Source organism: Acrocarpospora catenulata (assembly GCF_018476525.1).
GTDB classification, from domain to species: Bacteria; Actinomycetota; Actinomycetes; order Streptosporangiales; family Streptosporangiaceae; genus Acrocarpospora; species Acrocarpospora catenulata.
Map to the genome: position 1 here is coordinate 1 of NZ_JAHCST010000066.1, position 23,819 is coordinate 23,819.

Sequence of the window (23,819 nt, forward strand, 5' to 3'; positions counted from 1 at the left end):
AAGGCATCGCCAACATCGCTCATGCCCGTCGCCGCCACGCCTACGTCCCACACCGAATGCTGGTGCTGTTCTCGCTATGAGCAAATCCCTCAGATCAGCTCAGATCATCGATACGCCGGGGCCCTGGGACCACCCCGGGGCAGGACGGCGGGTCATTGGAGAACAGTTCGGTATGGTGATCGGCCACCGTGCCGATTTCCGGATCGAATCCGAGTTCGCGGACGACGTCGGCGGCGTGGTCGGCCAATGAGCGGGTGCTGGACGGGTGGAAAGGATTCCACTCCGCCGCGGTCGGCCCGTAGAAACGCGGATCTCGGTCACGGGTCAGGGATCCCGCCGCGTGCGCCACGATGGTCACCTGGAATCTGCGGCTCCCGTCGCGAGAGAACGCGCTCTTGACGGCGAAGAGGTCACGCGGCTCAGCCGCGGGCAATCTGACCTGCTCGGCGACGTGGATGATCTGGATGGCCAGTGCCTCCACCGCTGATCGATAATGATCCCGATACCGGTTGATCGTCATCAGTCCCCGGACGCCACGCTCCTGATAAAGGTCGCCCAGCGCGGGGTGCTTGAACTGAACGGCGCGGCCGAGTTCCGGAAGCTCGTAGTCGGGGACGGGCGTCCAGAACGCGGGGACGATCACTTCGGGCGGCGCCTGCCGCTCCCCGAGGTGACGTCGGCGGCGCAGGTCGAAGGCGGCCCATTCTCTGCCGCATGCCTCGCTGCGGAAGTAACGGCGCGAATAGAGGGGAACGAAGGTCAGGCAGGCCGCGAGTTGCTCCCACCGCTCGGTGCCGATGGGAATGTCCACATCCATGAACCCTGCTGGAATTCCTGCCGGATGCCGGGTCCGCGCCATGATTTCCTGGCACAAATCGCGATAGAACTTGTCGAGGCCGTCTTCGGGAGGGCCCGACGCCGTCCGAGCGTAACTGAGATAGAAATAAGGTGGGTGATCATTTCCCGTCGCCCACACCCCCGCTCGCAATCGATGCGAACGAGTATGTCACCTTCCGGCGTGAAAATGTGGTGTGATATTTCCGGCAAAACGGACTCAGGATGAAACGTCGTCCAAGGCTTCGCGGATTTCCCAGGGGAGGGTGAGTTTTTCGGAGGCGAGGACGCCCAGGAGTTGGGCGTGGGTGCGGGCGCCGACGATGGCCGATGACACACCCGGGCGGTCGCGGATCCAGGAGAGGGCGACGGCGAGGGGGGAGACGCCGAGGCCCTCGGCGGCGGTGGTGACGGATTCGACGATGCGGCGGGAGCGCTCGTCGAGGTAGGGCTGGACGAAGTCGGCGAAGTGGGGGGTGGCGGCGCGGGAGTCGGCGGGGATGCCGGTGCGGTACTTGCCGGTGAGGACGCCGCGGCCCAGGGGCGACCAGGCCAGCACGCCGGCGCCGATGTGGGCGGCGGCGGGGATGAGCTCGTCCTCGGCCTCGCGGGCGACGAGGGAGTACTCGACCTGGGTCGAGATCAAGGGGGCCCGGCCGGTGCCGCAGCGCTGCCAGACGCCCGCGGCCGCCAGCTGCCAGCCGGTGTAGTTGCAGACGCCGGCGTAGGCCGTACGCCCGGAGGAGACGGCGGTGTCGACGGCGGCGAGGGTCTCTTCCAGCGGGACGTCGGGGTCGAAGGCGTGTAACTGCCAGAGGTCGAGCTCGTCGAGGCCGAGCCGGTCCAGGGAGGCGTCGAGGGCGCGGATCAGGTGGCGGCGGGAGCCGTCCTTGCCGCTGGGGGTGAGGACCGCCTTGGTGGCCACCACCAGGGACGCCCGGGGAACCACATCCTTGATCAGGCGGCCGATCAGCCGTTCTGCGTCGCCGCCCGCGTACACGTCGGCGGTGTCGATCAGCGTGCCGCCCGCGTCGGCGAACGCGGTGAGCTGTGCCGTCGCCTCCTCGGCGCCGGTGTCACGGGCCCAGGTCATGGTGCCCAGCCCGATCCGGGACACCGAGAGCCCGCTACGCCCGACAAATCGCTGATCCATTGTGAGTCAGGGTATCGCGTCGAAGGCTCTAAGCTGGCCGATCGTGGACGTTCTCCAGGCCATCGTTCTGGGGATCGTGCAGGGCCTGACCGAGTTCCTGCCGATCTCCAGCTCCGCGCATCTGCTCATCGTGCCCAAGCTGCTGGGCTGGCCCGACCCGGGCGCCGCGTTCACCGCGGTGATCCAGCTGGGCACCATGCTGGCGGTGTTGCTCTTCTTCTGGCGTGACATCGTGCGGATCACCGTCGCCTGGTTTCGCGGCCTGCGGAACAAGGAGTTCCGCGAGGATCTGGACTACCGGATGGGCTGGTACATCATCCTGGGAACGATCCCGATCTCGGTGGCCGGTCTGCTCTTCTCCGACCTGATCGAGGGCCCGGCCCGCAACCTCTGGCTCAACGCGAGCATGCTGATCGTGTTCGGTCTGGTGCTGCTGCTGGCCGAGCAGTTCGGGTCCAAGCGCAAGCAGCTGGAGGACCTCAACCTCAAGGACGGCCTGATCATCGGCGCCTGGCAGATGTTGCCGCTGATCCCGGGGGCCTCCCGGTCCGGCTCCACGCTGACCGGCGCGATGTTCCTGGGCTACACCCGGGAGGCGGCGGCCCGCTACTCCTTCCTGCTCTCCCTCCCGGCCGTGGTGCTCTCCGGCATCTACGAGATGCGCCACGTGGGCGACGGCGGCGGCCCGCCGCTGGTGCCGACCATCATCTGCACGGTGGTGTCCTTCATCGTGGGGTACGCCTCGATCGCCTGGATGCTCAGCTGGGTGGCCAAGCACTCCACCAACATCTTCGTCGTCTACCGCGTCTTCGCCGGCACGCTGCTGCTCACGCTGCTCTCCCTCGGCGTCATCTCGGCATGACCACGCTGCTGCTGCTCCGGCACGGGCTGACCACGCTGACCGGGTCGGCGCTGGCGGGCCGTGCGCCGGGGGTGTTCCTGGACGAGCGCGGCCGGGCGCAGGCCGCGCGGGTGGCCGAGCGGCTGGCCGACATCCCGCTGGACGCGATCGTCTCCAGCCCGCTGGAGCGCTGCCAGGAGACCGCGGCCCCGGTGGCGGCGGGCCGGGCCCTGGAGGTCGTCACCGATGAGCGGTTCATCGAGTGCGGGTACGGCGACTGGACCGGGCGCCCGCTGGCCGAGCTGGCCAAGGAGCCGCTCTGGCAGGTCGTGCAGGCCCATCCCAGCGCGGCCGTCTTCCCGGGTGGGGAGGCGCTGGCCGAGGTGCAGCACCGCGCGGTGCGGGCCGTACGGGACTGGAACGCCAGGCTGGGGGAGAAGGCCACCTATCTGGTGTGCAGCCACGGGGACGTGATCAAGGCGATCGTGGCGGACGCGATGGGGTTGCATCTGGACCAGTTTCAGCGGGTGACCGCCGATCCGGCGTCCCTCACAATCATCCAGTACACCCCCATACGCCCCTTCCTGCTCAAACTTAACGAGACCGGAAATATCGCTCTACCTCAACAGGGTTCGGCGGACAAAGATGGGGGAGAAAACTTGACCGGGAGCGATGCCGCCGTCGGCGGCGGAGCCGGGACCACGTAGGGTCGGGTTATGCCGGTCTTCGACTACGATCCGCCAGACAGGTTCGTGGCCGGTGCCGTGGGGCAACCGGGCGCGCGAACCTTCTTTCTCCAGGCCCGGGGGCAGGGCAGGATCACCACGGTCTCGTTGGAGAAGTTCCAGGTGGCCGTCTTGGCCGACCGGCTGGACGAGCTGCTCGACGAGGTGCTGCGCCGTAGTGGCGGGCGCGCCCCCGTCCCGGCGGCCGCCTCGGCCGAACTGGCCGACCTGGCGCCCCTGGAGATGCCCATCGACGAGGAGTTCCGGGTGGGCACCATGGCCCTCGCCTGGGACCCGGAAACCTCCCAAGTGATCATCGAGGCCCAGGAGGCCACCGCCGACGACGAGGAGGAGGACGAGTCCCTCTTCCCCGCCGCCGACCGGCCCGACCCCATGGTGCTCCGGGTCCGCATCAGCCCCGCGCTGGCCCGCGCGTTCAGCCGCCGGGCGCTGGACGTGGTGGCCGCCGGCCGCCCGCCCTGCCCGCTCTGCGCCCAGCCGCTGGACGCGGAGGGGCATATCTGTGTACGTCTGAACGGTCACCACCCCGGGGGTTTGACTGCATGACAGCGGAGAGCGCCGAGGAAGGCCCGGGTCTGGACGACGCCGCGGCCATACGCCTGCTGCGTGAGGGCAGGCTGGAGGTGGCCGGCCGGCTGGTCGAGGCCACCAACATGACGCTCTACTGCACCATCAGCCATGGTGAGCACGTCGCCGCCTGCGTCTACAAGCCGGTCAGGGGGGAACGCCCGCTCTGGGATTTTCCGGATGGCACGCTGGCCGCCCGGGAGGTGGCGGCCTACGAGGTGGCCGCCGTCACCGGCTGGCGCCTGGTGCCGCCGACCGTCTACCGGGACGGCCCGTTCGGTCCCGGCATGGTCCAGCTCTGGATCGACACCGATCCCGAGGCCGACCTGATGGCGCTGGTGCGCAGCCGCCTGCCCGGGCTGCGCCGGATGGCCGTCTTCGACGCCGTCGTCAACAACGCCGACCGCAAGGGCGGCCACCTGCTGCCGCTGCCGGACGGGCACGTGTACGGGGTGGACCACGGCGTCTGTTTCTCCGAGGAGGGCAAGCTCCGCACCGTGCTCTGGCAGTGGCGGGGCAAGGCGCTGCCCCGGGAGGCCGTGGCCGTGCTGGTCGCCCTGGAGCGGGAGATCGAGCGGGGCCGGCTGGGCCGCCGCCTTCGCGAACTGCTGACCGTGGCCGAGGTGGAAGCCACCTGGATGCGCGTCCGTAAGTTGCTGGAAACCGGGGTACATCCTTACCCGTCGGATGATTGGCCGGCCATCCCCTGGCCACCGATCTAGACGGCGACCACTATTTCCGGCACTCTGCATGAGTCTCTACCGATAGTGGAGGGAACGGGCATTGTGTACGGTGATCGTGAGCCTGGACCCGGACGCGGCCGCGCCGGTGCTCCTGGTGGGCGTGCGGGACGAGTTCGTGTCCCGGCCGTGGATGTCGCCCGCGGCGTACTGGCCGGACCATCCCGGCCTGTACGGCGGGCGCGACCTGCTGGCCGGTGGCACCTGGCTGGCGCTGGACCCGGCCGGTCGCCGGGTGGCCGCGCTGCTCAACGGCAGGGGGAAACCGGCCGAGGAGACCGGCCGCCTGAGCCGGGGCGGGCTGCCCCTGGTGGCGGCCGAGGAGGGCGAGCTGCCCCCGCTGGACCTGCCGAGGTATGACCCTTTTCTGCTGGTGGTGGCCGGTCTTGATGGAGTCAGGCTGTGGACCTGGGACGGCGAGCGGGTCGCCGAGGAGAAGCTCACCCCAGGCGTACACGTGATCGTCAACGAGGGCCGCCCGGCCGAGGACGCCAACGCCCGGGTCGGCCACTTCAAGCCCCGGTTCGCCGCCGCGCCCCGCCCCGGCCGGGTGACCGATGGCGAACCCGCCCGCTACTGGGGGGAGTGGCTGCCGCTGGCGAGCGGCGACGGCCTGCTCACCGACGACCCCCGCTCGCTCCTGGTCCGGCACCCCCTCGCCGACGGCCGGGTCTTCGCCAGCCTCTCGGTCACCCTCATCGCCCTGTCCGAACCGGACGTACGGTACGACTTTCTGCCCTTTCCCGCGGACCCCCGCACCTGGCACACCGTCGACATGTCCCCGGAGCGGCGCGGATAGGCTCAGGTCATGCGATCGTGGCCAGCACCGAACATTCCCCGCCTCCCCGGTTCGGGGCGTCCCCTGCACCTGTACGACACCGCCGCCCGGGAGATCCGCGCCACGGACCCGTCCGGCGAGGCCCGGATGTACGTCTGCGGCATCACCCCCTACGACGCCACCCACCTCGGCCACGCCAACACCTACCTGGCCTTCGACCTGGTCAACCGAGCCTGGCGGGACGCCGGCCACCCCGTGCACTACACCCAGAACGCCACCGACGTGGACGACCCGCTGCTGGAGCGGGCCGAGGCGACGGGGGTGGACTGGCGGGACCTGGCCGAGGACCAGATCGAGCTGTTCCGCACCGACATGGCCGCCCTGCGCATCCTGCCGCCCCGCGAGTACGTCGGCGTCACCGAGGTCATCGACCAGGTGGCCGCGCTGATCGAGCAGCTCGGCGAGGCCGCCTACCGGGTGGACGGGGACGTCTACTTCGCCCGCTCCGCCGCGCCCAAGTTCGGCGCCGTCTCCGGCTACTCCGAGGAGGAGATGCTGGAACTGTTCGCCGAGCGCGGCGGCGACCCCGGGCGGCCGGGCAAGCGTGACCCGCTGGACTGGCTGCTCTGGCGGGCCGAACGCCCGGGCGAGCCGTCCTGGCCGTCCCCGCTGGGCCCCGGCCGCCCGGGCTGGCACATCGAGTGCACCGCGATCGCCCTGGCCAACCTGGGCCCCGGCTTCGACGTCACCGGAGGCGGCTCCGACCTGGTCTTCCCGCACCACGAGATGGGCGCCTGCGAGGGGCATGTGGCCACCGGGGAGTGGCCGTTCGCCAAGGCGTACGTGCACGCCGGCATGGTGGGCCTGGACGGCGAGAAGATGTCCAAGTCCCGGGGGAACCTGGTGTTCGTGTCCCGGCTGAGGGAGAGCCACGACGTCATGGCGGTACGGCTGGCGCTGCTGGCCCACCACTACCGCGCCGACTGGGAGTGGACTCCGGCCGAGCTCACCCGGGCCGAGGAACGGCTGGCCCGCTGGCGCGCGGCGGTGGCCCGTCCGGCCGGACCGGACGGGCTCGCCTTGCTGGACGGGGTGCGCGAGCGCCTGGCCGCCGACCTGGACGCGCCCGGCGCCCTGGCCGCCGTGGACGAGTGGGCGGCGGCCGAGGGCACGGACGCGCAGGCGCCCGCGCTGGTGAAGGACACCGTGGACGCGCTGCTGGGCGTGGCCCTCTAACGGACGAGGTCCATCGGACCGTGCTCGGGGCCGTGGTCGAACACGTGCCGCGGCCCCGGGAAGCCGCCCTGCACCGAGACCTGCTGGGTGCTCGGGGTGCCCCGCCGGTAGACCCGGCGTTCCTCCTTGCGAATGCGCTGGTAGACCAGGTCCCGCAGCTCCGGCAGGAACGCGTAGAACCGGTCGCCCGGACAGGAGGTGGCGTTCAGGTCCCGGTGCCCGATGATCGCGTCGTGCGGCTGCAGGTAGTAGTTCCAGCAGAGCCAGGCGAGCATGCACACCAGCGCCTCCAGCTGGTCGGACGGGGGCAGCTCGGTCATGTAGGTGCCCTCGGTCTCGATGCCCAGGGCGTGCCGGTTGTGGTTGGCGGCGTGCGCGCCGACCACGTGCCTGCCGTACCGTACGGCGTGCCAGGTGCGGTTGCGGCCCTCCATGACGTGGCCGCCCCGGCTGATGGTGAACTGCTCGCCGATGTCGTCCCAGCCGTTGCTGAGCATGTGGTGACGCTGGATGGCGCGGGACAGCGCGTAGGCCGCCTCCACGCTGGTGTCCTCCTGGTTGGGGGAGGCGGTGTGGTGGACCACCAGCCGGTCCGGGAACTCGTCCAGGATGGTGGCTCTGATCCGGGGCGGGTGGGCCTCCCACTCGTGCCGCATGTGGATCTTGGGTATGGATGGCATGCCCAGCGCGGTGGCGGACGACCCGAGCAGCACCGCCCCGGTCAGCCCACCGCCCAGGGTGAGGAACGTCCGGCGTGTGGCCGCCGCGGCCAGCGACATGTGCGATCTCCCGAGTCAGTGCGGATCCTCGGGGGGCGCAACTGGATATCCCCAGACGTTACTCTGAGTAACCGGCATTTCCCGATAATCAGACGAGGGCCAGGAAACGCTCGCGATCCTCGGGGGCCAGGTGGTCGCTGAACAGGATGCCGTCCAGGTGGTCCACCTCATGCTGGAGCACCCGGGCCAGCACGCCGAGGGCGCGCATGGTGACCGGCTTGCCGTACATGTCCCTGCCCCTGGCCACCACCGAGAAGGAACGCTCCAGCGGCCACCACAGGCCGGGGGCCGACAGGCACGCCTCGTCGGCCACGATGCGCCGGTCGGAGAGCTCCAGGCGCGGGTTGACCAGGTGTCCGGCCTTGCCCTCGTAGTCGTAGGCGAGCACCCGGACCGGCAGGCCCAGCTGGGGGGCGGCGAGCCCGGCCCGGCCCGCCCCGGACCGCATGGCCAGGGTGAGGGCCTTCACCACGTCACGGAGCTCGCGGTCGAAGACGGTGACCGGCTCGGCCACCTGGCGGAGCACCGGATCGGCGAACGGGCGGATCTGCCGGACTGTCATGCACGCTCCCCGCGGCGACGGCGACACGAGAGCAGGAATTCCCAGCCGGGCGCTCGGCTAATCCCGGTTAATTAAATGTTGCATGAGTGCGACGTATGAGTTGCGTGTTTCCGTGGTGCGTTACATGTAACTCTGCACCGTGACTTAACGTCAAGGTGCGATAACGGCGGCCTCTTACTTTTCCTGGTGACACCCCCCGATTGGAAAGCAGGAGGACATGCGATGGCCACCACCACGGTGACCCCGCACCCGGCCGGAACGCGCGGCTGGATCGGTGACTGGCACCCGGACGATCCCGAGTTCTGGGACCGCACGGGGCGGCGCGTCGCCCGGCGGAACCTGGTCTTCTCCATTTTCGCCGAGCACCTCGGCTTCACCCTGTGGACCGTGTGGAGCATCGTCTCGGTCCAGCTGGGCGCCTACAAGTTCTCCACCGACCAGCTGTTCTGGATCGTGGCGCTGCCCAACCTGGTCGGGTCGGCGCTGCGCATTCCGTACACGTTCGGGCCCGCGCGGTTCGGCGGGCGGAACTTCACCGTGGTGAGCGCGCTGCTGCTGCTCGTGCCCGCGGCGCTGCTGGCGGTGGCGGTGAGCGATCCGGCGACGCCGTACTGGATGTTCCTGGTGATCGCGGCGACCGCCGGGCTCGGCGGCGGCAACTTCGCCTCCAGCATGGCCAACATCACCTACTTCTACCCGCAGTCCAAGCAGGGCTCGGCGCTCGGGCTGAACGCGGCCGGCGGGAACATCGGGGTCTCCTCGGTGCAGTTGGTGATGCCGCTGGTGATCGGGGCCTTCGGGCTGGCCGCCGCCGGGCTCTTCTGGGTGCCGTTCATCCTGGCCAGCGCGCTCGGCGCGTGGTTCTTCATGGACAACCTGAGCAGCGCCAGGGCCGAGCCCAGGGAGATGGCCAGGGCGGCGGGCAAGGCGCAGACCTGGGTGATGTCGGTGCTCTACATCGGCACCTTCGGGTCGTTCATCGGCTACTCCACCGCCTTCCCGCTGCTGATCAAGTCCCAGTTCCCCGAGCACGCCGGGCTGGTCACGCTGGCCTTCCTCGGGCCGCTGGTGGGCTCGCTGATCCGGCCGGTGGGCGGCTGGCTCTCCGACCGGCTGGGCGGGGCCACGGTGACGCTCTGGAACTTCGCCGCGATGGCGGGCTCGGTGCTGCTGGTCTACCTGGGGCTGGCGCAGCACAGTTTCGTGCTGTTCTTCGCCGCGTACATGCTGCTGATCGGTACGGCGGGCGTGGGCAACGGCTCGACGTACCGGATGATTCCGGCGATCTTCCGGGCCAAGGCCGTGGCGGGACTGGAGGCCGGTACGGACGCCCACGACGCGGCGGTGCGGATCGGCAGGCGGGACGCGGCGGCGGCCATCGGCTTCATCTCGGCTATCGGCGCCTTCGGCGGCTTCTTCATCAACCGCGGCTTCGGCACCTCGATCGGGGCCACCGGCGGGGCGGGCGCGGCCATCGCCGCCTTCGCGATCTTCTACGCGATCTGCTTCGTGCTGACCTGGTTCTGCTACCTGCGGAAGGCGGGGATGGGCGCGGTGCCCAGCCTCGCGGCAGCCCGGGTCTGAGCCTCGACGCACCTCGGCGGGCGCCGACCGGCGCCCGCTTCTTTCCGGTCATACGCCTCACAGGCTCCCAGACGCACAGTGCGGGGAGTGCCGGTGTGAGCGCGGTTAGCGCCTTGTAGCACAGCGGTAACAGGAGGGACCCAGTGGTGAAACCGCCTGAAAGGACTATCGGACCCATGCCCGTCTCACTTTCCCCTGCGCAGCCTGTGATACCGGCTCGCGTTGTCGTGGTGGGTCACGGGCCTTCGGCGTACCGGCTGGTGGAGAGTCTGCTGGCCAGAGGTTTCCCCGGCGCGGTCACGGTGCTGGGGGAGGAGCCCCGCCCGGCCTACGATCGGGTCGCACTTACCTCGTATTTGCAGGAAAAATCAGTCGAAGATCTGACTTATCCGGTGCCCGATGGCGTGGACCTCCGCCTGGGGTCCCGGGTGACGGGCATCGACCGGGCCGCCCGTACGGTCACCACCGCGACGGGGGAGACCGTGCCCTACGACGTGCTGGTGCTGGCCACCGGCTCGGCCCCCTTCGTCCCCCCGGTGCCGGGACGGGACCTGGACGGCTGCTTCGTCTACCGGACCATCGAGGACCTGGACGCCATCCGGACGGCCGCCGCCACCGCGACCGCCGGGGTGGTCGTCGGCGGCGGGCTGCTCGGCCTGGAGGCCGCCGACGCGCTGCGCGGCCTCGGCCTGGCGACCCACGTGGTCGAGATGAGTCCCTGGCTGATGCCCCGTCAGGTCGACGAGGGCGGCGGCGCCGTCCTGCGCGCCCAGGTGGAACGCCTCGGCCTCACCGTGCACACCGGCGCGGGGGTCAAGGAGATCACCGGCCCCGGCCGGGTCACCGGCCTGGTCAAACCGGACGGCGAGACCATCCCCGCCCAGCTGGTCGTCTTCTCGGCCGGCATCCGCCCCCGCGACGAGCTGGCCCGCGCCTGCGGCCTGGCCGTCGGCGAGCGCGGCGGCGTGCTCGTGGACGAGGGCCTGCGCACCAGCGACCCCGCCATCTACGCCATCGGCGAGTGCGCCCTGGTCGGCGGCATGGTGTACGGCCTGGTCGGCCCCTGCTTCACGATGGCCGAGACCGCCGCCGACCGCATCCTGGGCGGCACGGCCGCCTTCACCGGCGCCGACCTGTCCACCAAGCTCAAGCTGCTCGGCGTGGACGTCGCCCAGTTCGGCGCCATGTCCGGGGCGCTGGACGTCACCTACCTGGACCCGGTCGGCGGCGTCTACCAGAAACTCTTCGTCAGCGACGACGCCGCAACCCTGCTCGGCGGCATCTGCGTCGGCGACGCCGCCCCGTACGACACCCTCCGGCCCTTCGTCGGCAAGCCACTGCCCGCTCTGCCCGCCGACCTGCTGTTCACCGGCGGGGGAGCGTCCCTGGATTTACCGGACGACGCGCAGGTCTGCTCCTGCAACAACATCGGCGTGGGCGCGGTCCGTACGGCCATCGGCGAGCACGGCCTGACCGACGTGGCCGGGATCAAGTCCTGCACCCGGGCGGGGACCAGCTGCGGCAGCTGCGTCCCGCTGCTCAAGCAGATCCTCGTGAAATCCGGCGTAGAGGTGAGCAAGGCGCTCTGCGAGCACTTCGCGCACAGCAGGGCGGAGCTCTACCAGATCGTCCAGGTCCGCGGCATCACCACCTTCACCCAGCTGATCGAGGAGCACGGCACCGGCCGCGGCTGCGACATCTGCAAGCCCGCCGTCGCCTCCATCCTGGCCTCCCTGCACCAGGGCCACGTCCTGGACGGCGAGCAGGCCGCCCTCCAGGACACCAACGACCACTTCCTGGCCAATCTCCAGAAGAACGGCACCTACTCGGTCGTCCCGCGCATCCCCGGCGGGGAGATCACCCCGGAGAAGCTGATCGTGATCGGCGAGGTGGCCCGCGACTTCGGCCTCTACACCAAGATCACCGGCGGCCAGCGCATCGACCTGTTCGGCGCCCGGGTGGAGCAGCTGCCCCGGATCTGGCGCCGCCTGGTGGAGGCCGGCTTCGAGTCCGGGCACGCGTACGGCAAGGCTCTGCGCACCGTGAAGTCCTGCGTCGGCGCCACCTGGTGCCGGTACGGCGTGCAGGACTCGGTGGGCCTGGCCATCGAGCTGGAACTGCGCTACCGGGGCCTGCGCTCCCCGCACAAGCTCAAGTCGGCCGTCTCCGGCTGCGCCAGGGAGTGCGCCGAGGCCCGCTCCAAGGACTTCGGCGTGATCGCCACCGACTCCGGCTGGAACCTGTACGTCGGCGGCAACGGCGGCTTCCAGCCCCGCCACGCCGACCTGCTGGTGGCGGGCGTGGACACCGAGACCCTGATCCGCACCATCGACCGCTTCCTGATGTTCTACATCCGCACCGCCGACCGCCTCCAGCGCACCTCCGCCTGGCTGGAGAGCCTGGACGGCGGCCTGGACCACCTGCGCCGGGTGATCGTGGACGACGTGCTGGGCATCTGCGCCGACCTGGACGCCCAGCTGGCCCGGCACGTGACCGGGTACGCCGACGAGTGGGCGGCCACCCTGGCGGACGAGGAGAAGCTGCGCAGGTTCGTCAGCTTCGTCAACGCCCCCGACGTGCCCGACCCCTCGATCAGGTTCGCCACCGAACGCGAGCAGATCAAGCCCGCGCTTGAAACGCAGGTGCCGGCATGAGCTGGACTCCCGTCTGCGCCTACACCGATCTGCTTCCGGAACGCGGGGCCTGCGCGCTGGTCGGAACGCACCAGGTCGCCGTCTTCCGTACCTTCGACGGCAACCTGTACGCCACTGGCAACAGGGACCCCTACAGCGGCGCCTACGTGCTCTCCCGGGGCATCGTCGGCACCAGGAACGGGGAGCCCACCGTGGCCTCCCCCATGCACAAACAGGTCTTCTCCCTGGTCACCGGGGCGTGCCTGGACGATCCAACAACCGTTATCCCGACATTTCCAATTCGCATCACCAGCGGGACTGTGGAGGTGAGCGTTCCGTGACTGACATCCGTGGGCACGTGCGACCGGCCGGGGTGATCGCGTGACCGCCCTGCTGGAGGCGCCGATCGAGGCGTCCGAGAGCATCCCGGAGACCACCCCCGAGACGGCACCCGACGCGCTGGCCGGGTTCACCATCGGGGTCACCGCCACCCGCCGCCGGGAGGAGTTCGCCGCCCTGCTGGAGCGGCGCGGGGCCAGGGTGGTCCGCGCCCCCGCCATCCGGCTGGTCCCGCTGGCCGAGGACGCCGACCTGCTCGCCTCCACCCGGGAGTGCCTGGCCGGGCCCATCGACGATGTGGTGGTCACCACCGGCGTCGGCTTCCGGGGCTGGATGGCCGCCGCCGAGGGCTGGGGCCTGTCGGTGGACCTGTCCGCCCACCTGGCCGGGGCCCGGCTGCTGACCCGGGGGCCCAAGGCGCGCGGCGCGGTCCGCGCGGCCGGGCTCACCGACCACTGGACCCCGGCCACCGAGTCCTGCGAGGAGGTCAAGCAGTACCTGCTCGCCCAGGACCTGCGCGGCCGCCGCATCGCCGTCCAGCTGCACGGGGAGCCGCTCACCGGCTTCGTGGACGCGCTGCGGGCGGCCGGGGCGCACGTCACCGAGGTGCCGGTCTACCGCTGGCTGCCCTACCGGGACACCTCCCCGCTGCGCCGGCTGGTCAGCCAGGCCGTCTCCGGCGCGGTGGACGCGGTGGCCTTCACCAGCGCCCCCGCCGTGCTGGCCATGCTCAACGCGGCCCGCGCCGACGGCCTTGAGGACGCGCTGCTCGGCGCCTTCGGCGGGCCGGTGGTGGCGGCCTGCGTGGGCCCGGTCACCGCGCAGCCGCTGGTGTCCCGGGGGGTTCCGGTGCTCCAGCCGGAGCGGTCCCGGCTCGGCGCGCTGGCCCGCGCGCTCGCCAGGCACCTGCCGGAGCACAGCGTGACCCGGCTGGTGGCGGGCGGCCACCAGCTGGAGATCAGGGGCCACGCGGTGGCGGTGGACGGCGAGCTCAAGCCGCTGCCCCCGGCCCCGATGGCGGTGCTCAAGCGGCTGGCCGAGCGGCCCGGCCACGTGGTGGCCAGGTCCGACCTGCGCATGGTGCTGCCCGGCGGCCCGTCCCGCGACTCGGCCGAGCACGCGGTGGAGATGGCGATCACCCGGCTCCGCCGCGCCCTCGGGCCGAGCGGCATCGTGGAGACCGTGGTCAAGCGCGGCTACCGGCTGGCCTGCGAGCGGGACGAACAGCCGTGACCCCCACCCTGGTCATGGCCGGGCACGGGGCCCGCAGCGGCGACTGGGAGTCGGTCCTGTCCGGCCTGGCGGCCCGGGTCCGCCGGACCAGGCCGGGCCACCCCGTCCGGCTGGGCTTCCTGGAGCTCAGCGCGCCGCCGCTGGCCGAGGTGCTGGCCGAGGTCCGGGGCCCGGTGGTGGTGGTGCCGATGCTGCTCGCGGGCGGCTACCACGCGCACATCGACCTGCCCGCCGTCATCTCCAAGGTCCGCCCCGACGCGGTCGTGGCCGGCCCGCTGGGCCCGCACCCGCTGCTCACCGGCGTCCTGGCCCGGCGGCTGGCCGCCGCCGGGCTGTGCCCCGGCGACGCGGTGGTGCTCGGCGCGGCCGGCTCCTCCGACCCGGCCGCGCTGGCCGACGTCCGGGCGGCCGCCCGCCTGCTCTCGGTACGGCTCGCGCGCCCGGTCACCGCCGCCTTCGCCTCGGCGGGCAGCCCCAGCGTGGCCGAGGCGCTGGCCCGGCCCCGGATCACTCGGGTGGCGGTGGCCTCCTACCTGCTGGCCCCCGGCTTCTTCCACACCCGGCTGACCGAGAGCGGAGCCGACCTCGTCTCGGCCCCGCTGGGCGTGGACGACGACCTGGCCGCGCTGGTCTGGCACCGCTACGACGAGGCACTCGCCCGGACGCGGGTTCAGGACCGGGTGAGCCGGAGCTCCCGGATGATGTTCTCGGCGCTCTCGTCCCTGGACGGCTCGGAGTCGTCCCCGGTGAACGCCTCGAAGTAGGCGTGCCGGAAGCACCCGGCCAGCAGCAGCCGGGCGCTGGCCTCGGCGTTCACCTCCGGGGCTATCCGGCCGAGCGCCTGCTCGGCGGCCAGGTAGGCGGCCAGCGGCTCGATCTCGGCCGCCGGGCCCAGCTCGCTGTCCCGCAGCGCCTGCCGGAACCGCACGGTCAGTGACGGGGAGACGAACGCGGGCATCGCGACCGTCTGCACCTCGGCGTAGTACTCGATGCCGGCCTTGGCGACGGGCAGCAGGTTGCCGTTGACGTCGCCCTTGCCCGCCAGGTGCATGAGGTCGTGCAGGACCCGCAGCCACATCGGCAGCCGGTCCTGGAGCAGGGCCAGGAAGGTCTCCACCGACTGGGCCGGGGTGGTGCCGCGCAGCTGCGAGGAGGCGGCCCCGCCGTCGGCGGAGCTCTTCATCAGGACGGCCATCTTCAGCACGCGCTGCCGCGTCTCCTGTGCTCTCCAGTGCGGGTCGGGCTGGGCAGTAACCATGGTCGCCCTCGGGTGCGCAGTCACAGGTGTCAGGTGGTTGCGATACTCACCGGTCGCGAGTTTATGGACTCGTTTCTCTCCTGGTGTCCGAATCGCTGCGGTGCGGCAGTGATTAGACAGACCGGTGGTAACCGCCAATTATTACCTTAGACCCAGGTTAAATGCGAGAAACCAGGGGTTTCGGTTTCAATGCGATTAACCTTGTGTTGCGGGTGATCTACGGAGGATTAACCGTCGGTGCCCCGGTCGCGGCGGCGCAGGTACCGCTCGAATTCGGCGGCGATGGCGTCCCCGCTCGCCTCCGGCAGCTCCGCGGCGTCCTTGCGCTCCTCCAGCTCCCGCACGTACTCGGCCACCTCGGAGTCCTGCGAGGCGAGCTCGTCCACCCCCGTCTCCCAGGCCCGCGACTCCTCGGCCAGGTCCCCGTACGGCATGGGGATGTCCAGCATGTCCTCCACCCGGCGGAGCAGCGCCAGGGTGGCCTTCGGGTTCGGCGGCTGGGCCACGTAGTGCGGGATGGACGCCCAGAGCGAGACCGCCTGCACCCCGGCGTGGCCCAGCGTGTGCTGAAGCACCCCGACGATGCCGGTGGGCCCCTCGTACTTGGTCAGCTCCAGGTTGAGCACCTTGGCCAGGCCCGGGTCGCTGACCGCGCCCACGATCGGCACCGGACGGGTGTGCGGAGAGTCGTTGAGCAGGGCGCCGAGCAGCAGCGCCAGCTCCACCCCCAGCTCGTGGCAGAGCCCCACGATCTCGGCGCAGAAGCTCCGCCAGCGCATGTTGGGCTCGATGCCGCGCAGCAGCACCACGTCCCGTTTGGCGCCCGGCGGCCGGGCCACCAGCAGCCGGGTGGTCGGCCAGGTGATGGACCGGGACAGGCCATCGCCCAGCTCGACGATGGGCCGGGTGACCTGGAAGTCGTAGTAGTCCTCCGGGTCGAGCTCGACCAGCGGGGTGGCCTTCCACTCCGTCTCCAGGTGGGCGAGCACTCCGCTGGACGCCTCGCCCGCGTCGTTCCACCCTTCGAACGCGGCGATGAGCACCGGATCGACGAGCTCAGGGAGCCCTTCGAGCTCGATCAAGCCGCCTCCTCACGTAGTCGTACGGCTAAGACTATTCGGAGTGAAGGCCGGAGCGTTATCTTCGCGCGGGACTGAGTGGGTAGCGGGTAGGGTTTCCCGCCGGTATTGCGGAGATTCCGGTGATCGGTGGGGCGCGGCGGTCGCCCAGTTAAGCTTGGTCCATGACCAGCAGACCGTCTTTCCGTGCCGCCCTGTCCGAGCGTGTCCTCGTCGCCGACGGAGCGATGGGAACGATGCTGCAAGCCCAGGACCCCACCCTTGACGACTTCCAGGGCCACGAGGGCTGCAACGAGGTCCTCAACGTCAGCCGGCCCGACATCGTGCGCGCGGTGCACGACGCCTACTTCGAGGCGGGCGTGGACTGCGTGGAGACCAACACCTTCGGCGCCAACCTGAGCGCCCTCGGCGAGTACGAGATCTCCGACCGGGTCTACGAGTACTCCGAGGCCGGGGCCCGCCTGGCCCGCGAGCAGGCCGACCGCTGGTCCACCGAGGAGCACCCCCGCTTCGTGCTCGGCTCGATGGGCCCGGGCACCAAACTGCCCACCCTCGGCCACCTGCCGTACGCCTCGCTCCGCGACGCCTACCGGGACAACGCGGCCGGCCTGATCGCCGGCGGCGCGGACGCGCTGATCATCGAGACCTGCCAGGACCTGCTCCAGGTCAAGGCCGCGGTGATCGGCGCCAAGCGGGCCGTCTCCGCCGCGGGACTGGACATCCCGATCATCGCCCAGGTCACCATCGAGACCAACGGCGCCATGCTGCTCGGCTCCGAGATCGGCGCCGCGCTCACCGCCATCGCGCCGCTCGGGGTGGACCTGATCGGCCTCAACTGCGCCACCGGGCCCGCCGAGATGAGCGAGCACCTGCGCTACCTGGCCAAGCACTCCCGGCTGCCGATCTCCTGCATGCCCAACGCCGGCCTGCCCCAGCTCACCTCCGACGGCGCGTACTACCCGCTGAGCGCCGCCGAGCTGGCCGACGCGCACGACACCTTCGCCAGGGAGTACGGGCTGGCCCTGGTCGGCGGCTGCTGCGGCACCACCCCTGAGCACCTGCGCGCCGTGGTCGAGCGCATGGGCGGCCGGGCCCGCGCCGAGCGCCGCCCCCGCCCCGAGGCCGGGGCCGCCTCGCTCTACCAGCACGTGCCGTTCCGGCAGGACACCTCCTACCTGGCCATCGGCGAGCGCACCAACGCCAACGGCTCCAAGGCGTTCCGGGAGGCCATGCTGGCCCAGAACTGGGAGGAGTGCGTGGACATCGCCCGCGCCCAGGCCAGGGACGGCGCGCACATGCTCGACCTGTGCGTGGACTACGTGGGCCGGGACGGCGTGGCCGACATGAAGGAGCTGGCGTTCCGGTTCGCCACCGCCTCCACCCTGCCCATCATGATCGACTCCACCGAGCCGGCCGTGCTGGAGGCCGGTCTGGAGATGATCGGCGGCCGGGCCGTGGTCAACTCGGTCAACTACGAGGACGGCCGGGGCCCCGGCTCCCGGTTCCACAAGATCATGACGTCGGTGCGCGAGCACGGCGCCGCCGTGGTGGTCATGTGCATCGAGGAGGCCGGGCAGGCCCGCACCGCCGTCGACAAGGTGCGCATCGCCTCCGAGACCATCGAGGACCTGACCGGCAACTGGGGCATGCGGGTGGAGGACATCGTCGTCGACTGCCTCACCTTCCCCATCGCCACCGGCCAGGAGGAGACCCGCAGGGACGGCGTGGAGACCATCGAGGCCATCCGCGAGCTGAAGCGCCGCTACCCGACGGTGCAGACCACGCTGGGCCTGTCCAACATCTCCTTCGGCCTCAACCCGGCCGCTCGGGTGGTGCTCAACTCGGTCTTCCTCAACGAGTGCGTCAACGCGGGCCTGGACTCGGCCATCGCGCACGCCTCCAAGATCCTGCCGATGGCCCGCATCCCCGACGAGCAGCGCCAGGTGGCCCTGGACATGGTCTACGACCGCCGCCGGGACGGCTACGACCCGCTCCAGCGCTTCATGGAGCTGTTCGAGGGCGTGGACGCCGCCGCCCTGAAGGCGGGCAAGTCCGCCGAACTGCTGGCCCTGCCGCTCTGGGAGCGGCTCAAGCGCCGCATCGTGGACGGCGAGCGCAAGGGCCTGGAGGCCGACCTGGACGAGGCGCTCACCCAGCGGCCCGCCCTGGAGATCATCAACGACGTGCTGCTCGACGGCATGAAGACGGTGGGCGAGCTGTTCGGCTCCGGCCAGATGCAGCTGCCCTTCGTGCTCCAGTCCGCCGAGGTCATGAAGCTCGCGGTGGCCTACCTGGAGCCGTACATGGAGAAGGTGGAGGGGGCGGGGAAGGGCCGGATCGTGCTGGCCACCGTCAAGGGCGACGTGCACGACATCGGCAAGAACCTGGTCGACATCATCCTGTCCAACAACGGCTACGAGGTGATCAACCTCGGCATCAAGCAGCCGGTCTCGGCCATCCTGGAGGCCGCCGAGGACAAGCGGGCCGACGTGATCGGCATGTCCGGCCTGCTGGTCAAGTCCACGGTGGTCATGAAGGAGAACCTGGAGGAGATGAACTCCAGGAAGATCGCCGACCGCTACCCGGTGCTGCTCGGCGGCGCCGCCCTGACCCGGGCGTACGTGGAGCAGGACCTGGCCGAGCTGTTCGAGGGCGAGGTGCGCTACGCGCGCGACGCCTTCGAGGGCCTGCGCCTGATGGACGCCTTCATGAAGGTCAAGCGCGGCGAGGCGGGCGCCGAGCTGCCCGCGCTGCGGGAGCGCCGGGTCAAGACCGGCGCCGTGCTGGAGCGCACCCCGGTGGCCGAGCTCCCGGCCCGTTCCGACGTGGTCACGAACAACCCGGTTCCGGTCGCGCCGTTCTTCGGCGACCGCGTGGTCAAGGGCATCGCGCTGCACGAGTACGCGGCGTTCCTGGACGAGCGGGCCACCTTCATGGGCCAGTGGGGCCTGAAGGCCGCGCGTGGCGGCGACGGCCCCTCCTACGAGGAGCTGGTGGCCACCGAGGGCCGCCCCCGGCTGCGCATGTGGCTGGAGCGCGCGCAGACCGAGGGCCTGCTGGAGGCCGCCGTGGTGTACGGGTACTTCCCGTGCGTCAGCGAAGGCGACTCGCTGATCATCCTGGACGAGGCGGGCAACGAGCGCACCCGGTTCACCTTCCCGCGCCAGCGCCGCGACCGGCACCTGTGCCTGTCGGACTTCTTCCGCCCCCGGGAGTCCGGCGAGGTGGACGTGGTGGCCCTGCAGGTCGTGACCATGGGCCGCAAGATCAGCGAGGCCACCGGCGAGCTCTTCGCCAAGAACGCCTACCGCGACTACCTGGAGCTGCACGGCCTTTCGGTGCAGCTGACCGAGGCGCTGGCCGAGTACTGGCACGCCCGGGTCCGCGCCGAGCTGGGCATCGGCGGCGACGAGTCGCTGCAGGACATGCTGAAGGTCAACATCAACGGCTGCCGGTACTCCTTCGGCTACCCGGCCTGCCCGAACCTGGAGGACCAGGTCCAGCTGTTCGAGCTGCTGGACCCGGGCCGGATCGGCGTCGAGCTGTCGGAGGAGTTCCAGCTCCACCCCGAACAGGCCACCTCGGCCCTGGTCGCCCACCACCCAGAAGCCAAGTACTTCAACGTCTGACGGGAAAGAGCCCAGCACGTGGACGCGGTTCTGTTTGACATGGACGGCCTTTTAGTCGACACCGAGAAGGTCTGGTACGAGGTCGAGACCGAGGTGATGGAGCGCCTTGGCGGGGTGTGGAGCCCCGAGCACGGCGACCAGCTGGTGGGCGGCTCCTTCGAGCGGACCGTCGACTACATGCTGGCCCTCACCGGGGCCGACGTGCCGCACGCCGAGGTGTCCGGCTGGCTGACCGACGGGATGATCCGGCGGCTCGGCGAGGAGATCGTGGTGATGCCCGGCGCGCTGGAGCTGCTCTCCGAGGTGGCCGACGCCGGGGTCCCGCGCGGGCTGGTCACCTCCTCGCTCCGGGTGATCGCCGACGCGGTGCTCGAGGTGATCGGCCGGGAGCGGTTCGACGTGGTGGTGACCGCCGACGACGTCACCCAGTGCAAGCCCGACCCGGAGCCGTACCTGACCGCCGCCGGGCTGCTGGGGGTGCGGCCCGCGGCGTGCGTGGTGCTGGAGGACTCGCTGAACGGGGTGCGGGCGGCCACGGCGGCCGGGTGCCGGGTGGTCGCGGTGCCCAGCGTGGTGCCGGTCCCGGAGGCGCCCGGACGGGTGGTGGTGCGCTCGCTGCTGGAGGTGGACCTGCCCCGGCTGCGGGCGCTGTTCTGAGTCACACCTGTGCCGGCTCGGCCAGTAATGGGGCCAGGTCCGTGCGGTTGTGCACGCCAAGCTTGGTGTAGACCCGGCACAGGTGGTTGGCGACCGTACGCGGGGAGAGCACCAGCCAGTCGGCGATCTCCCGGTTGGTCAGGTTCCAGGAGGCCAGCCGGGCCACCTCGATCTCCCGGGCGCTCAGCTCGGCGCTCCACCGGTCGGCCCGGTGCTCCGGGGAAGTCGGGGGGACCAGCCGGGCCAGCCTCTCCCGGCCGCCGCGCGGGGTGGCGCGTTCCCGGATGATGCGGGCGTGCACGGGGTTGGCCAGCCGTACCCGCGGGGGAGTGGAGTCGCGGACCACGGTGATCAGGCCGCGCTGCTCCAGGCGGGTGACCGCGCCGGAGTCGGCCAGTTCGAGCAGCACGTCCAGGTCGACCGGCTCGCCCAGCGCGACCAGCGCCGCCGCCTCGGTCTCGGCCGGGTCCAGCTCGGCCAGCTCGGCCTCCACCAGGCCGCGCAGCCGTGCGGTGATCGTCAGGTCGCCGGACCAGCGCCACTGGCCGTCCGCGCGGGTCAGGGCGGCCCCGGGCACCAGCTCGGTGAGAAGCAGGATGTTGCCGCCGCTGGCGTGGTGCATGCGCCGCGCGGTGCTCACCTCCACCGGGCCGCCCAGCGCGGCGGCCAGCAGCAGGCCGGTCTCGCGCGGGTTGAGCGGGGCCAGGTCCTGCCGGGCCAGCACGCCCTCCCGCCAGAGCGCCAGCAGCGGCGCGGGCACCGGGGCACCGATGCGTAAGGTGGCCGCGAGCCGGGCCCCGCCGTGCGCGACCAGGTGGTGGACCAGGGCCGCCGAGCGCGGGTCGAGCAGGTGCGCGTCGTCCACCGCGAGCACCTCGGGGGCGGGGCCGAGCGCCCTGGCCGCCCAGCCGACCGGGTTGACCGGGCACTCGGGGCTGCCCAGCAGGTGGGCGAAGGCGCCGAACGGCACGTCGGGTCCGGCGCCGCGCACCTGGAGCACCCGGGCGCCGCTCCCGTGCGCGCCCGAGATCCCGGAAACGGAGAACGCCGCCAGCGCCTCGGCGAGCAGCCGGGTGCGGCCGGACCCGCCGGCACCGAAGATCAGAATCCCGCCCCCGTGTTGCACCGCGGCCCGGACCTGGTCCAGTTCCCCCGTACGGCCCGTGAAAGGCCACATGATCCACCTCCGAAACTGTCGTTGTGTCCGAAGGTAGGAATCCGGCGCGCGATGCGGATCCGTGCGATCCCCCAAGAGGGGCAGGGTTACCCCTAAGGGGCTGCCAGGGGGAGAGCCCTCCTCCAGGAGGAGCGCGGATCTCGGAGGCACGTGACAGGATGGGGAAGGGAAGGGGATCTAGATGACTTTCGACCAGATTGCCTGGCTGCCGCTCTGCGCCGGTCTGACCGCCGCCGGGGTGGCCTTCGCCTATCTTGCCTTCCGCCGCCGCGGCGCCTCGGCCGGGCTGCGGGCCACCGCGTGGGCGCTGCTCCCGCTCGCCGCGTACCTGACGGGGGTGTTGAAGACCCTCTGGAACGTCGGCACGGCGCTGGTGGGGTTCGCCACCGGGCTGGTCTTCTCGGTCCAGGTGTGGGCCGGGATCGCGCTGGCTGGGATCTCGGTGCTGCTCTTCTTCGTCAGCGGTGGCCTGCGGGGCCGCACGCTGTCGCGGGCCAGGGCGGCGCGCACGTCCGGGGGGACGGCGCCGAGCGACGGGGAGACCAAGCCGCTGCCGGCGCGCGGCGCGCAACAGCTCGCGCAGCAGCCCCGGACCGAGCAGCCCCGGGCGGCCACGCCTACTCCGACAAAAGCCTCATCTGATGAGTTTTCAGATATTGAGGACATCTTGAAGAAGCACGGCATCAACTGAGTCCGGCTCATGAAATCTCGGATGATGGGAGGTAAGCCACTCCGTCAGTGCAATGTCACAGTTCTGAGACGGAACCGGAACGCCGTCCTGACATTCTTGACAAGATCGATACAAATCCATTTCGCGTGAATCACAGTTGGGCCACATAGCGCCTACCGGGTCTTGTTTACCCAGTTCAGGCCATAGATTCTGCCTCCGGGACCCGCGCACAACGCGGGAACCGCACGACATGGGAGCGACGTCCACGGGCGCAGCCCATCAGGACAACGTCGTCTGGAACCCAGGGGGCCCAACGCATGACCGCACCGCTTGACGTCTCCGGCCAGGAGCAACAGGCGACGCCGGAGGCCGTCCTAACCGGGGCGGGAGGCGCAAAGGCGATTCAGGGCCGGTCACTCGGTCAAATCGCATGGATGCGCCTCAAACGCGACAAAATTGCACTTGGCGGCGCCGGGGTCATCATCTTCCTCATCGTGGTCGCGATCTTCGCCCCCCTCATCGTCGGCTGGTTCGGTCACCCCCCGAACGAGTTCCACGAGGAACTCATCGACACCATGACGATGACGCCCAAGGGCGGCAGCGGCATCAGCGCGGAGTTCCTCTTCGGCGTCGAGCCCCTCAACGGCCGTGACCTGTTCAGCCGGGTCGTGTACGGCGCCCGCATCTCGCTCCTGATCGCCTTCTTCGCCACCCTGATCTCCGTGACCATCGGCACGGTGATGGGCGTGATCGCCGGTTACTTCGGCGGCTGGGCCGACGCGATCATCAGCCGCCTGATGGACATCTTCCTGGCCTTCCCCATCCTGATCTTCTCGCTGGCCCTGGTGGGCGTGCTCGGCCAGTTCGAGACGCAACTCGCGATCAAGGGCGACACCCTCCGCATCCTGCTGCTGATCTTCGTGATCGGCTTCTTCAGCTGGGGCTACATCGCCCGCATCATCCGCGGCCAGACGCTCTCCCTGCGTGAGCGCGAGTTCGTGGACGCCGCCAGGAGCCTGGGCGCGCGGGCGCCGTACATCCTGTTCAAGGAGATCCTGCCCAACCTGATCGCGCCGATCCTGATCTACGCGACGCTGCTCATCCCCACCAACGTGCTGTTCGAGGCCGCGCTCTCCTTCCTCGGCGTGGGCATCCAGCCCCCCACCGCCACCTGGGGCGGCATGCTGTCGGCGGCGGTCAAGTACTACACCGTCCCGCACTTCATGTTCTTCCCCGGCATGGCGATCTTCATCACCGTGCTCGCCTTCAACCTGTTCGGTGACGGCCTGCGCGACGCCCTCGACCCGAAGTCGAGCCGATGACC

Annotated in this window: 22 protein-coding genes; 15 read left to right on the forward strand and 7 right to left on the reverse strand. The window is 70.7% G+C overall.

Annotated elements, in window-relative coordinates:
• Window positions 1-94: 94 nt before the first annotated feature.
• Window positions 95-976 (reverse strand): TIR-like protein FxsC, encoded by an 882-nt coding sequence (locus tag KIP79_RS38855; protein ID WP_214110016.1) that lies wholly within the window; start codon window positions 974-976, stop codon window positions 95-97.
• Window positions 977-1,054: 78 nt separating this feature from the next.
• A complete protein-coding gene (locus KIP79_RS38860) occupies window positions 1,055-1,987 on the reverse strand; it encodes an aldo/keto reductase (RefSeq protein WP_214110017.1) in 933 nt (310 codons plus the stop codon).
• Between the two features lie 43 nt (window positions 1,988-2,030).
• On the opposite strand from KIP79_RS38860, the gene KIP79_RS38865 reads away from it, so the two are divergent.
• The 6 genes from KIP79_RS38865 to mshC all read left to right on the forward strand — a co-directional run bounded on the left by KIP79_RS38865 (window position 2,031) and on the right by mshC (window position 6,895).
• Window positions 2,031-2,849: an undecaprenyl-diphosphate phosphatase gene (locus tag KIP79_RS38865; RefSeq protein WP_214110018.1), complete on the forward strand. Its 819-nt coding sequence runs from the start codon at window positions 2,031-2,033 to the stop codon at window positions 2,847-2,849.
• Window positions 2,846-3,535 carry a histidine phosphatase family protein gene (locus KIP79_RS38870; RefSeq protein ID WP_214110019.1) on the forward strand — a complete coding sequence of 230 codons (690 nt, stop codon included), beginning with the start codon at window positions 2,846-2,848 and terminating at the stop codon, window positions 3,533-3,535. Before KIP79_RS38865 ends, KIP79_RS38870 begins: the two co-directional genes overlap by 4 nt.
• Window positions 3,536-3,544: 9 nt before the next feature.
• Complete coding sequence (locus tag KIP79_RS38875) at window positions 3,545-4,120, forward strand: DUF3090 domain-containing protein (protein ID WP_214110020.1); 576 nt, start codon at window positions 3,545-3,547, stop codon at window positions 4,118-4,120.
• Window positions 4,117-4,863: an SCO1664 family protein gene (locus KIP79_RS38880; RefSeq protein WP_214110021.1), complete on the forward strand. Its 747-nt coding sequence runs from the start codon at window positions 4,117-4,119 to the stop codon at window positions 4,861-4,863. The genes KIP79_RS38875 and KIP79_RS38880 overlap by 4 nt, the downstream gene beginning before the upstream one ends.
• A 76-nt stretch (window positions 4,864-4,939) precedes the next feature.
• Complete coding sequence (locus tag KIP79_RS38885) at window positions 4,940-5,680, forward strand: NRDE family protein (protein WP_308170111.1); 741 nt, start codon at window positions 4,940-4,942, stop codon at window positions 5,678-5,680.
• Between the two features lie 9 nt (window positions 5,681-5,689).
• Window positions 5,690-6,895, forward strand: coding sequence for a cysteine--1-D-myo-inosityl 2-amino-2-deoxy-alpha-D-glucopyranoside ligase (gene mshC / locus KIP79_RS38890; protein ID WP_214110023.1), 1,206 nt, complete (start codon window positions 5,690-5,692; stop codon window positions 6,893-6,895).
• On the opposite strand, the gene KIP79_RS38895 is transcribed toward mshC, so the two are convergent.
• Together KIP79_RS38895 and KIP79_RS38900 are read right to left on the reverse strand one after the other, a co-directional pair.
• The gene (locus tag KIP79_RS38895) at window positions 6,892-7,674 is read right to left on the reverse strand and encodes a peptidoglycan recognition protein family protein (RefSeq protein ID WP_214110024.1); all 783 of its coding nucleotides are present in this window, start codon (window positions 7,672-7,674) and stop codon (window positions 6,892-6,894) included. The genes mshC and KIP79_RS38895 overlap by 4 nt on opposite strands.
• A gap of 88 nt (window positions 7,675-7,762) precedes the next feature.
• Window positions 7,763-8,236, reverse strand: a complete 474-nt coding sequence (locus KIP79_RS38900) for a peptide deformylase (RefSeq protein WP_214110025.1) — start codon at window positions 8,234-8,236, stop codon at window positions 7,763-7,765.
• Between the two features lie 222 nt (window positions 8,237-8,458).
• On the opposite strand from KIP79_RS38900, the gene KIP79_RS38905 reads away from it, so the two are divergent.
• From KIP79_RS38905 to KIP79_RS38925, 5 genes are all read left to right on the forward strand, one after another.
• Window positions 8,459-9,820 carry an MFS transporter gene (locus KIP79_RS38905; RefSeq protein ID WP_214110026.1) on the forward strand — a complete coding sequence of 454 codons (1,362 nt, stop codon included), beginning with the start codon at window positions 8,459-8,461 and terminating at the stop codon, window positions 9,818-9,820.
• A 176-nt stretch (window positions 9,821-9,996) separates the two neighbouring features.
• Window positions 9,997-12,474, forward strand: a complete 2,478-nt coding sequence (gene nirB / locus KIP79_RS38910; protein ID WP_250214560.1) for a nitrite reductase large subunit NirB — start codon at window positions 9,997-9,999, stop codon at window positions 12,472-12,474.
• The gene (gene nirD, locus KIP79_RS38915; RefSeq protein ID WP_214110027.1) at window positions 12,471-12,794 is read left to right on the forward strand and encodes a nitrite reductase small subunit NirD; all 324 of its coding nucleotides are present in this window, start codon (window positions 12,471-12,473) and stop codon (window positions 12,792-12,794) included. The genes nirB and nirD overlap by 4 nt, the downstream gene beginning before the upstream one ends.
• Window positions 12,795-12,834: 40 nt before the next feature.
• On the forward strand, window positions 12,835-14,025 hold the full coding sequence (locus KIP79_RS38920; protein WP_308170112.1) for a uroporphyrinogen-III synthase: 1,191 nt from the start codon (window positions 12,835-12,837) through the stop codon (window positions 14,023-14,025).
• Window positions 14,022-14,789 carry a sirohydrochlorin chelatase gene (locus tag KIP79_RS38925; RefSeq protein WP_308170113.1) on the forward strand — a complete coding sequence of 256 codons (768 nt, stop codon included), beginning with the start codon at window positions 14,022-14,024 and terminating at the stop codon, window positions 14,787-14,789. Before KIP79_RS38920 ends, KIP79_RS38925 begins: the two co-directional genes overlap by 4 nt.
• On the opposite strand, the gene KIP79_RS38930 is transcribed toward KIP79_RS38925, so the two are convergent.
• Together KIP79_RS38930 and KIP79_RS38935 are read right to left on the reverse strand one after the other, a co-directional pair.
• Window positions 14,696-15,283 (reverse strand): hypothetical protein, encoded by a 588-nt coding sequence (locus tag KIP79_RS38930; protein ID WP_214110028.1) that lies wholly within the window; start codon window positions 15,281-15,283, stop codon window positions 14,696-14,698. The two genes, KIP79_RS38925 and KIP79_RS38930, sit on opposite strands and share 94 nt — an antisense overlap.
• A 227-nt stretch (window positions 15,284-15,510) precedes the next feature.
• Window positions 15,511-16,365: a PAC2 family protein gene (locus tag KIP79_RS38935; protein ID WP_214110029.1), complete on the reverse strand. Its 855-nt coding sequence runs from the start codon at window positions 16,363-16,365 to the stop codon at window positions 15,511-15,513.
• Between the two features lie 161 nt (window positions 16,366-16,526).
• Between KIP79_RS38935 and metH the strand changes: the two genes are divergently transcribed.
• Window positions 16,527-19,991, forward strand: a complete 3,465-nt coding sequence (metH, locus tag KIP79_RS38940) for a methionine synthase (RefSeq protein ID WP_214110030.1) — start codon at window positions 16,527-16,529, stop codon at window positions 19,989-19,991.
• 18 nt (window positions 19,992-20,009) lie between these two features.
• On the forward strand, window positions 20,010-20,648 hold the full coding sequence (locus KIP79_RS38945) for an HAD family hydrolase (protein WP_214110031.1): 639 nt from the start codon (window positions 20,010-20,012) through the stop codon (window positions 20,646-20,648).
• 1 nt (window position 20,649) lies between these two features.
• Here the strand turns inward: KIP79_RS38945 and KIP79_RS38950 are convergent, their stop codons facing one another.
• Entirely contained in the window at window positions 20,650-21,825 is a 1,176-nt protein-coding gene (locus tag KIP79_RS38950) for a helix-turn-helix transcriptional regulator (RefSeq protein WP_214110032.1), read from the reverse strand.
• 181 nt (window positions 21,826-22,006) lie between these two features.
• Between KIP79_RS38950 and KIP79_RS38955 the strand changes: the two genes are divergently transcribed.
• Both KIP79_RS38955 and KIP79_RS38960 read left to right on the forward strand, forming a co-directional pair.
• On the forward strand, window positions 22,007-22,516 hold the full coding sequence (locus KIP79_RS38955; protein WP_214110033.1) for a cellulose synthase: 510 nt from the start codon (window positions 22,007-22,009) through the stop codon (window positions 22,514-22,516).
• 296 nt (window positions 22,517-22,812) lie between these two features.
• Window positions 22,813-23,817, forward strand: a complete 1,005-nt coding sequence (locus tag KIP79_RS38960) for an ABC transporter permease (RefSeq protein WP_214110034.1) — start codon at window positions 22,813-22,815, stop codon at window positions 23,815-23,817.
• Window positions 23,818-23,819 lie beyond the last annotated feature (2 nt).

Coding starts and splice junctions, on each gene's coding strand:
- KIP79_RS38950 (WP_214110032.1), bottom strand. CDS start 21,825: ATGTGGCCTTTCACGGGCCGTACGGGGGAACTGGACCAGGTCCGGGCC.
- KIP79_RS38960 (WP_214110034.1), top strand. CDS start 22,813: ATGACCGCACCGCTTGACGTCTCCGGCCAGGAGCAACAGGCGACGCCG.
- KIP79_RS38905 (WP_214110026.1), top strand. CDS start 8,459: ATGGCCACCACCACGGTGACCCCGCACCCGGCCGGAACGCGCGGCTGG.
- KIP79_RS38860 (WP_214110017.1), bottom strand. CDS start 1,987: ATGGATCAGCGATTTGTCGGGCGTAGCGGGCTCTCGGTGTCCCGGATC.
- nirD (WP_214110027.1), top strand. CDS start 12,471: ATGAGCTGGACTCCCGTCTGCGCCTACACCGATCTGCTTCCGGAACGC.
- KIP79_RS38880 (WP_214110021.1), top strand. CDS start 4,117: ATGACAGCGGAGAGCGCCGAGGAAGGCCCGGGTCTGGACGACGCCGCG.
- KIP79_RS38875 (WP_214110020.1), top strand. CDS start 3,545: ATGCCGGTCTTCGACTACGATCCGCCAGACAGGTTCGTGGCCGGTGCC.
- KIP79_RS38895 (WP_214110024.1), bottom strand. CDS start 7,674: ATGTCGCTGGCCGCGGCGGCCACACGCCGGACGTTCCTCACCCTGGGC.
- mshC (WP_214110023.1), top strand. CDS start 5,690: ATGCGATCGTGGCCAGCACCGAACATTCCCCGCCTCCCCGGTTCGGGG.
- KIP79_RS38930 (WP_214110028.1), bottom strand. CDS start 15,283: ATGGTTACTGCCCAGCCCGACCCGCACTGGAGAGCACAGGAGACGCGG.
- KIP79_RS38955 (WP_214110033.1), top strand. CDS start 22,007: ATGACTTTCGACCAGATTGCCTGGCTGCCGCTCTGCGCCGGTCTGACC.
- nirB (WP_250214560.1), top strand. CDS start 9,997: ATGCCCGTCTCACTTTCCCCTGCGCAGCCTGTGATACCGGCTCGCGTT.
- KIP79_RS38870 (WP_214110019.1), top strand. CDS start 2,846: ATGACCACGCTGCTGCTGCTCCGGCACGGGCTGACCACGCTGACCGGG.
- metH (WP_214110030.1), top strand. CDS start 16,527: ATGACCAGCAGACCGTCTTTCCGTGCCGCCCTGTCCGAGCGTGTCCTC.
- KIP79_RS38900 (WP_214110025.1), bottom strand. CDS start 8,236: ATGACAGTCCGGCAGATCCGCCCGTTCGCCGATCCGGTGCTCCGCCAG.